Source organism: Dietzia sp. DQ12-76 (assembly GCF_014145045.1).
Taxonomy (GTDB): Bacteria; Actinomycetota; Actinomycetes; order Mycobacteriales; family Mycobacteriaceae; genus Dietzia.
Genome location: NZ_JAALDV010000060.1, coordinates 1 through 8,531, shown reverse-complemented (window position 1 = coordinate 8,531; position 8,531 = coordinate 1). Strand labels below are relative to the sequence as shown.

The window sequence follows — 8,531 nt, the reverse complement described above, 5'->3', positions numbered from 1 at the left end:
GGCCGACCGGTCAGACCCGACCCGCCGACCCCGCATGCGCCAGCCCGCGCTCGACCGTCGCGGCGATCGACGCGGCGACGCCCTCCGGATCGTCCGACATCGGAACGTGTCCGTCCGCCGAGATCTCCACTCTGGCCTGGGGGAACAGCCTCGACGCCAGGGAGACCTGACGGACCGGGAGAACCAGGTCGAACCGGCCCCACCGGATGGTGATCGGAAGCTCCTCGTCGACCGGCGCGGAGAACACGAAGGTGCCGCGGTCCGCGCGGTCCAGCACCGTGTTGCTGACGATCGCCTCCCCGTCGATCGCCGCCGCCTCCGCCGGATACCGCCACGGCCGGGCGCAGAACGCCGCCATCATCACCGCACGGCCCGCGGCCCGCTCGGTCACGACGGGGATGTGCCGTCCCAGCTTCGCGGCTCCCCGGCGCAGACTCCGGAAGACGGTGATCGTGTACCGCCACTCGGCCTCGGAGCGGAAGAAGCCGGCCGGGGAGAGCGCGGTGACACTGTCCACCAGGCCGCGGGCACCCAACTCGAGCGCGATGAATCCGCCGAGCGAGTTCCCGGCGACGTGGGGGCGCTCCCCGGCGGGCACGAGCTGGGCGATGAGTTCTGTCAGTTGGTCGATCATGTACTCGAGCGCGTCACCTGCCTCGGGCAGATCCGCTGACCTCCCGTGCCCGGGCAGGTCCACCACGACCACTCGGTACCGGTCCGCGAGCAGCGGAACGACCGGGTCCCACGCGTGCGCACGGTGGCAGACACCGTGCATGAGGATGATCGTCGGTCCGGAACCGGTCACCTGGTGATACAAATCCATGCCGGCAGTATCCCTCACAGCGGTAGATGACGCCCCACGACCGCTCGGGATCGTGCTTACATCTCCCATGCGACCGAGGGGACCAACTGGTCAGGGGGCACGACGTGGACACTGTGGCAGGCGAAGTGACGGCGAGGCATCCGGCGCCGCGGGGGCCGGCGCGGTCCGGGGCGGCGAGGGGGCAGACGCCGTCCGCGGCGGCGAGGGGGCCGGCGACCGCAGGGTTGGCGACGCAGTTCCGACCCATCCTCCTCCGACTGGACCTGCTGGTACGGCGGCAGAACACCCAGTACGCGCTGAGCCGCGCACAGACCTCCATCCTCTACACGCTCGCCAGCCACGGACGGTTGCGGATGAGCGACCTCGCCCGGTTGGAGAACGTCAGGGTCCCCACCACCAGTAATTCGGTGAACGTGGTGGAGGGTATGGGCTACGTGGAGCGCGTGCGGGACGAGTCCGACGGCCGTGGCGTCTGCGTGCAACTCACCGACCTCGGACGGGCACGGATCGACCAGGTGCTCGAGGAGCGCGACCAGGACTTCGCCGCCCACCTGTCGCTCTTGTCCTCGGAACACCGGGAGTCGCTGTCCGCGGCGGTTCCCGCCCTCAACGCGCTGCTCGACGCCATCGACAGCACCGGAACCGTGCACTGAACCACCCGTCGTCGACTCCATCGGGATCTCCCACCGGGCCGGTCGGGCGTCTACCCTCACCGGGCATGGGCACAGTCATGATCACCGGCGCCTCCCGTGGGATCGGCGCGGCCACGGCCAGGGCGCTCGACGCCGATCACGAGCTGATCCTGGTGGGCCGCGACGCCGACGCCCTGGCTTCCGTGGCACGCACCTGCCGGTCCGCCCGGGTGGTGACCGCGGACCTGACGACGCCCGAGGGCGTCTCGGCGGTGGCGGACGGCGTCGCCACTCTCGACGGGGTGATCCACTGTGCCGGGGTGGCCGAACTGGGGCGGATCGACGAGACCGATGCCGCCCAGTGGCGTCGCGCGTTCGAGATCAACGTCCTCGCCGTGGTCGAGCTCACCAGGGTGTTGCTCCCAGTCCTCCGCGCGGTCCGCGGCCACGTCGTCGTCATCAACTCCGGCGCGGGGACCACCGCCAAGCCGGGCTGGGGCTCCTACAGCGCCTCGAAGTTCGCACTCCGTGCCGTCACCGACACGCTCCGCGGCGAGGAGCCGGCCCTCCGTGTCACCTCGATCCATCCCGGCCGGGTGGACACGGACATGCAGAGGGCGATCGTCGCCGCCGAGGGCGGGGCGTACGATCCGTCGGACCACCTCACACCGGACTCCGTGGCGACCGCGGTGCGTCACGCGCTCGATTCGACACCCGACGCCCACCCGACCGAAATAGTGGTTCGACCTCGACGTCACTGAGATCCCCTCGACCCGGTGGGGCCACGTGCGATCCCTCGCCGGACCGGCGCGAATGTCGTATCGTCCAGCACCATGGTCGGCTCCGACACCCCCTTGCGCATCACCGTCGTCGGTGCCGGCGTCGTCGGGTGTTACCTGGGCGGCAGACTCGCGCGCCACGCGGACGTGACCCTGGTCGGGCGTCCTCATGTCCTCGACCCGATCCGTGCGAGCGGACTCACCGTGGAGTCCGGGAAAGGCGTGGACGACCGCATCCACGTGCCGTCCGAGGCGCTCACGCTCGCCGAGACGCCGGAATCCGTCCGCCGCTCTGACGTGGTCCTCGTGTGCACCAAGGCGGGTTCCTCCGCGGCCGCCACCGCCGAATTCGTGCCGTTCCTGCGTCCCGGAACCCTGGTGGTGGGCTTACAGAACGGCCTGCACTCGGCCGATTCCATCCGCGACGGCGTCGGCTCGAACCCCGTGATCGCCGGGGTCATCCCCTTCAACGTGGCCCGCACCGGGCCCGCCACCTACCGGCGGACCAGCACCGGTGAGATCCGGATCGCCGAACACCCCCTCGCCGCCCCGCTCCTCCGGGTGATGGAGGAGGCCGAACTCCAGGTGCGGGCGACCGACGACATCCAGGCGGTGCTCCACGGCAAGGTCCTGTTGAATCTCAACAACGCGGTCCAGGCGTTGTCCGGACTTCCTCTGCGGGACGAACTCGTCGATCGTGACCTGCGCAGATGCGTCGCGCTCTGCCAGCGTGAGGCGATCCGGGTCTTCACCGCGGCCGGGGTGGTGCCCCGGGTACCCATCGCCGTGCCGGCCGGCATGCTTCCGTTCGTCATGCGGCTGCCGACGCCGGTGTTCCGCACACTCGCCAGGACGATCATGCGGGTCGATGCGGACGGGACGTCGTCGATGAACGATGACCTGGTCCGCGGACGGCCGACCGAGATCGACATCCTCCAGGGAGAGGTCGTCCGGATGGGCCGGCGGCTCGGGGTCGCGACGCCCGCGTGCGCTCACATGGTCGAGTTGGTTCACGAGGCCGAGCGGGCAGGACCCGACCGACTCCGGTGGACGGGCGCGGCGCTGCTCGCGGAGTTGCAGCGGGCGCGGCGACGGGCACGACGGCTTGCGCGGATGCAGTTCAGATAGTCGAACCGACCCACCTGTCGACCGCCGCATGTATTCGGATGACAGGTGGCGAGACGGCAGACGGTCGGACGACAGAGGGCTACTCGTCGTACCCCAGGGAGAATGCCGCCTCGAGGTCGTGCTTGGACAGCGCGCGGAAGGCGATGTGCGTCTCGGTGTCCACCACACCGGGGACCTTGTTGAGGCGGTCGGAGACGATGTCGGCCACGTCCTCGTTACGGCGGGCCCGCACCAGCACGATGAGGTCGATGGTGCCCGTGACCGAGTACACCTCGGAGACGCCGTCGATCTCGGCGATCTCTTCGGCGACCTCGGGGATGCGCGCCGTCTCGGCGTGGACGAAGACGATGGCGGTGATCATGTCAACCAAGGCTAGTCCAGCTGACGCCGCCCCGCGGCCAGCGTCTCGCGTCCTGTGCCATGGGCTGATCGGGCGCGTTCTGTGAATCCCCGTCGCGTTCTCGGCGACCCGCTCTCGGGCGATACGTCACAGGACTCGCCGGATCGAGCAGGCGACGCGCGCCAGCCAGCCCGCGCTGCCGGGACGCACAGTCCAAGCCGGCCGGCCCGGACCCGAGCCCGCCTCGACTCAGCGCATGTTCTCCGGGGTCCAGTAGGCGCGCATCGAGGCGACCTTGCCCTGCTCGTCGTGGGTCATCAGGTCCCAGACGTTGATCGTGGCGCTGGAGTTCTCGTCGAAGTGCGTGGTGATCTCGAAGTTGAACAGCAGGTCGTCCCCGCACACCCGCGCCTCGAGCACCTCGCCCTCGATCTTCAGGGCCACCACGGACGAGTAGAACTCGCGGATGGCCGCCTTGCCCTCGTGCACCGTGCCGTTGCCGACCGGGTCCTCGACCGTGGCGTTCTCCGCGTAGAGGTCGAGAACAGCCTCGAGGTCGCCCGCGACCAGCGCGGCGATGTAGGAGTCTGCGGTGGCACGAATCTGCTCAGGGGAAGCACTCACGGCGGTGGCCTTTCGGTGAGACGTCGGGTCCACTCGAGCCTAGAACGTGTTCTCGTCACGAGGATCGGTACGGGGCAGCGAATGAAAATAATGTGACTTGCGCCACACCCACCGCGGGCCTACGCTCCGTTCACCAGAGAGCAGGACGTCCATCCGGCCCGGGAACGGGGTACGCCATGTCCACACCGAACGTCTCGGCCAAGAGCTCGGACGAGGAGTCCTTCCACACCGGGCGGGTGGTGATCATCTCCCTGGTCGCAGCGCTCGGCGGGTTCCTGTTCGGATTCGACACCGCGGTCATCAACGGGGCGGTGGACGCCGTCCAGGAGTCGTTCGGGATGAATGCCGGGCTCACCGGGTTCGTGGTCTCCTCGGCGCTGCTCGGATGCATCGCCGGTGCGTACCTCGCGGGCCGCCTCGCCGACCGCTGGGGACGTACCCGCGTCATGGTCCTGGCGTCGGCGTTGTTCACCGCGAGCGCACTCGGGTCCGGGCTCGCATTCGGCCCGTGGGATCTCATCATCTGGCGCGTGGTCGGCGGGCTGGGCGTCGGCGCCGCCTCGGTCATCGCTCCGGCCTACATCGCGGAGGTGGCCCCGCCCTCGATCCGCGGTCGCCTCGGTTCCCTCCAACAGCTCGCGATCGTCTCCGGCATCTTCGTGGCCCTGCTCTCCGACGCCTGGCTGGCGTCCGTGGCCGGCGGCGCGATCGAGGAGCTCTGGATGGGTATCCAGGCCTGGCGCTGGATGTTCCTCACCGAGCTGGTGCCCGCCGTCACCTACGGGGTGCTGGCACTCATGATCCCCGAGTCCCCCCGCTATCTGCTGGCCAAGGGGCTGGTCAGCGAGGCGAGAGACGTGCTGCGCACCATCCAGTCGAGCGGCGTCGACAACCGGATCACAGAGATCCGCGCAACGGTTCGCCAGGAGAGGAAGCGGTCCTGGCAGGACATGCTCACCCCGGGTGGCCGGAACCTCCTGCCGATCGTGTGGATCGGCGTCATCCTGTCGGTCTTCCAGCAGGCCGTCGGCATCAACGTGATCTTCTACTACTCCACCTCTCTGTGGCAGTCGGTCGGCTTCACCGAGGCGGACGCGCTCACCCAGACCGTGATCACCTCGGTCACCAACATCGTGGTGACGATCGTGGCCATCGCGCTGATCGACAAGATCGGCCGTCGCAAGCTGCTCATGACGGGATCGGTGGGCATGACCGTCTCGCTCGCGGTGATGGCCGCGATGTTCAGCACCGCCACGATGGGCCCGGGGGCCGACGGCGAACTCGCACCCCAACTCGGCGACACCCAGGGGCTCGTCGCGCTGATCGCCGCCAACGGCTTCGTCGTGTTCTTCGGTATGTCGTGGGGCCCGGCGGTGTGGGTGCTGCTCGGCGAGATGTTCAACAACCGCATCCGCACGGCGGCGCTCGGTCTGGCCGCCGCCGCCCAATGGTTGGCGAACTTCGCGGTCTCCACGGCGTTCCCGCCGATGGCCGAGTTCAGCCTCACGTTCACCTACGGCTTCTACGCGGTGTCTGCGCTGCTGTCGTTGCTGTTCGTGGCCAGGTTCATCCCCGAGACCACCGGCCGCTCGCTCGAGGACATGGAGTAACCGGGCCTGTCCCCGCCTCCGAACGGGCGGGTCGGATGACCCGGTCCTGGCGGGCAACCGGGGGTGTCAGGCCGCGTCGTCGGGCGTCCGGACCGGGCAGAACAGGTCGGTGCGCAGAGTCGCGGGATCGATGTCCGGCGAGGGCTCGGTGACGTACGACTCCCAGAAAGGTGTCGCCGGGGCCCGCCCCAGGGAGCCGATCTCACCCATGAATTCCTGCCACGCCTCACCCAGCCCGTCGTAGGAGCCGAGGTGACTCGTCGCGGCGACCTCGCCGGCCGGGAGTTCGGATGCCACGACGCGCATCGCACCCTCCTCCGGCTCGCCGGCGTGCTGTTCGGGCAGCGGTTCGGCCAGCGGGAACCCGACCTCCAGATCGGCGTGGGGTTCCGGCTCCTCGGCAATCCTCGTGTACAGGGCGAACGCCGCGCCAGCCGGCCTCACGTCCGCGGCGAACAGCGCGGGGAACGCCGTGTCGAAGAACTGAGCGATGGTGGCCATGGGCACGGCCGTCGCCCGGACCACCGCCGTGGGGACCGCGGGCGCGCTGATCAGGCGGACGCCGTCCACGGGTTCCGGACCGAGGTCGGGGTAGCTGCGGGGCGGATCGTGCGGCTGGTCGCGAGGCGGGATCGGGGACGACGACATCATGAGTCCTCCTCTGGCGTCGGTGTTGCTGCACATTGTGCTCCTGCCCCCGGAGCCAGGGACGGGTTTCCGTCGGGGGCACGCCGGATGCACCGTCGCGGCCCTGCGGGGACACTGGGAGGCATGTCGACATTCCGCCTCCGCACTCCGGACCGCACCCTCGATCTGGGCGAGTTCGACAACGCCCAGGAGGCGCTCGAGCACGCCGTGACGCTCCAGCCCGACGCCCGTCCGGTCAACGGCGACCTCGAGGTGCTGGTCGGCGAGGAATGGCATTCCGTGGCCACGGAGGGCGACATCTCATGACGCCCCTCGCGGTGGGGTCCGTCACCCAGTGCGCCACCTGCGGGGCCGAGCGCGCCGAACCCCTGCCTGCGGTGTGTCCGATCTGTGCCGATGATCGGCAGTACGTCCCGGCCGGCGGCCAACGCTGGACCCACCCCGGGGAGTCCACGGCGCGTGGCGCGCGGATCGAGTTCACCGAGCGCGAGCCGGATGTGATCAATCTGGTCCACCGGGACTGTCCCGGTATCGGGCAGAAGCCGGCGCTCATCCGCACGGACCACGGGAACGTGATGGTGGAGGCACCGAACCACATCACCGAGGAGGCTGTCGCCGCGGTACGCGGGTGGGGTGGGGTCTCCGCCATCATCGCCTCCCACCCGCACATGTACGGGGTCCAGTCCCTGTGGTCCGCGGCGTTCGACGACGCCCCCGTCTACGTCTCCGCCCCGGACGAACACTGGCTGGGTCTGCGGCCCCGGAACACCGTGGTCTGGGGCGGCGGCCACGAGGGCGACGAGATCGAGATCCTGCCCGGTGTCCGCGCCTCGCAACCCGGCGGCCACTTCCCGGGCAGCGCGGTGGTCCACTGGACGGCGCGCGACGGCCGGGGGGTGCTGTTCACCGGCGACACCATCGGCACCGTCGCCGACCCCCGCTGGGTCACGTTCATGCGCTCGTTCCCCAATTGGATGCCCCTGTCCGGGGCGGTGGTCCGGCGCATCGCCGACCACGTCTCGCGCTACGACTTCGACCGGATCTACGCGAACTTCGGCGGCTGCGTCCCCCACGAAGCCGACGACGCCGTACAGCGCTCGGCCGAGCGCTACGCCGAGTGGGTCGACGGCGAGCACGACCACCTCACGTAAAGGGCCGGTGCGGGATACGCCGGGATCCGCGTCGGGAGGCCCGGCGGGTCATAAGGTGGGCACCCATGGAGGAGCACAGAATCATCCGGCTCGCGGGTCGCCACGTCGATTTTGTCGCACTGTCCTGGGGTCCCGAGAACGCTCCCCTCGCGGTGCTGCTGCACGGGTACCCCGATTCGCCCCATTCGTGGCGGGAGGTGGCCCCGGGTCTCGTCGAGGCGGGCTACCGGGTGGTCGCCCCGTTCACCAGGGGTTACGCGCCCTCCGGCGTGCCCACCGACGGGTCTTACCACATCGGCAGTCTGGCGCACGACGCGATCGAGCTGCACGCGTTGCTCGGTGGTGACGACCGGGCGGTCCTCGTCGGTCACGACTGGGGCGCGCTCGCCGCTCACGCCGTCGCCGGGCTCGTGGACCAGCCCTACCGCCGCATCGTGACCATGGCCGTACCCCCGCCGGCCGCGTTCATGTCGCGGGACGGTGGCACCCTCGCCTCCGTCTCCAGGTTGCTCAGGCAGGCGAGGATGAGCTGGTACATCGCGTTCCAGCAGCTGCCGGTGCTCGCGGAACGGTCACTGCCCACCGTGGTCCCCCTCCTGTGGCGCCGGTGGTCGCCCGGTCTCGAGGCCGGCCCCCACCTCGACGCGGCGTGGTCGGCGATCGAGACCCGGCGCACCGAGGTCCTCCGCTACTACCGCCACGCGGCCCGTCCGTGGACGGTGCCCACCCAGCAGGCCGCCGCCCAGCGAGCGATGCTGCGCCCGACCACGGTCCCGATGCTCTACCTGCACGGACG

The 8,531-nt window shown here is 70.0% G+C and carries 11 protein-coding genes; 7 read left to right on the top strand and 4 right to left on the bottom strand.

What is annotated here, in order from left to right; genetic code table 11:
- Window positions 1–10: 10 nt before the first annotated feature.
- Entirely contained in the window at window positions 11–823 is an 813-nt protein-coding gene (locus G6019_RS03085) for an alpha/beta fold hydrolase (RefSeq protein ID WP_107757832.1), read from the bottom strand.
- Between the two features lie 224 nt (window positions 824–1,047).
- Here G6019_RS03085 and G6019_RS03080 point away from each other — a divergent pair, with 224 nt between their 5' ends.
- The 3 genes from G6019_RS03080 (at window position 1,048) to G6019_RS03070 (ending at window position 3,362) form a co-directional block, all read left to right on the top strand.
- Window positions 1,048–1,476, top strand: a complete 429-nt coding sequence (locus G6019_RS03080; RefSeq protein ID WP_194861281.1) for a MarR family transcriptional regulator — start codon at window positions 1,048–1,050, stop codon at window positions 1,474–1,476.
- 65 nt (window positions 1,477–1,541) lie between these two features.
- Window positions 1,542–2,216 (top strand): SDR family oxidoreductase, encoded by a 675-nt coding sequence (locus G6019_RS03075; RefSeq protein WP_107757834.1) that lies wholly within the window; start codon window positions 1,542–1,544, stop codon window positions 2,214–2,216.
- A gap of 72 nt (window positions 2,217–2,288) precedes the next feature.
- A complete protein-coding gene (locus tag G6019_RS03070) occupies window positions 2,289–3,362 on the top strand; it encodes a 2-dehydropantoate 2-reductase (RefSeq protein WP_107757835.1) in 1,074 nt (357 codons plus the stop codon).
- A gap of 79 nt (window positions 3,363–3,441) precedes the next feature.
- Here the strand turns inward: G6019_RS03070 and G6019_RS03065 are convergent, their stop codons facing one another.
- Together G6019_RS03065 and G6019_RS03060 are read right to left on the bottom strand one after the other, a co-directional pair.
- Complete coding sequence (locus G6019_RS03065; RefSeq protein ID WP_017835202.1) at window positions 3,442–3,723, bottom strand: Lrp/AsnC family transcriptional regulator; 282 nt, start codon at window positions 3,721–3,723, stop codon at window positions 3,442–3,444.
- Window positions 3,724–3,951: 228 nt separating this feature from the next.
- Window positions 3,952–4,326, bottom strand: a complete 375-nt coding sequence (locus G6019_RS03060; RefSeq protein WP_107758298.1) for an SgcJ/EcaC family oxidoreductase — start codon at window positions 4,324–4,326, stop codon at window positions 3,952–3,954.
- Between the two features lie 176 nt (window positions 4,327–4,502).
- Between G6019_RS03060 and G6019_RS03055 the strand changes: the two genes are divergently transcribed.
- The gene (locus G6019_RS03055) at window positions 4,503–5,936 is read left to right on the top strand and encodes a sugar porter family MFS transporter (protein WP_182612770.1); all 1,434 of its coding nucleotides are present in this window, start codon (window positions 4,503–4,505) and stop codon (window positions 5,934–5,936) included.
- Window positions 5,937–6,002: 66 nt separating this feature from the next.
- Here G6019_RS03055 and G6019_RS03050 read toward each other — a convergent pair whose 3' ends face one another.
- Complete coding sequence (locus G6019_RS03050) at window positions 6,003–6,620, bottom strand: GyrI-like domain-containing protein (protein WP_241725849.1); 618 nt, start codon at window positions 6,618–6,620, stop codon at window positions 6,003–6,005.
- Between the two features lie 87 nt (window positions 6,621–6,707).
- Between G6019_RS03050 and G6019_RS03045 the strand changes: the two genes are divergently transcribed.
- The 3 genes from G6019_RS03045 to G6019_RS03035 all read left to right on the top strand — a co-directional run.
- The gene (locus tag G6019_RS03045; RefSeq protein WP_107757837.1) at window positions 6,708–6,890 is read left to right on the top strand and encodes a tetratricopeptide repeat protein; all 183 of its coding nucleotides are present in this window, start codon (window positions 6,708–6,710) and stop codon (window positions 6,888–6,890) included.
- The gene (locus tag G6019_RS03040; RefSeq protein WP_107757838.1) at window positions 6,887–7,735 is read left to right on the top strand and encodes an MBL fold metallo-hydrolase; all 849 of its coding nucleotides are present in this window, start codon (window positions 6,887–6,889) and stop codon (window positions 7,733–7,735) included. Before G6019_RS03045 ends, G6019_RS03040 begins: the two co-directional genes overlap by 4 nt.
- Before the next feature lie 65 nt (window positions 7,736–7,800).
- On the top strand, window positions 7,801–8,531 hold a 731-nt coding region (locus G6019_RS03035), incomplete at its 3' end, for an alpha/beta fold hydrolase (protein ID WP_182627018.1).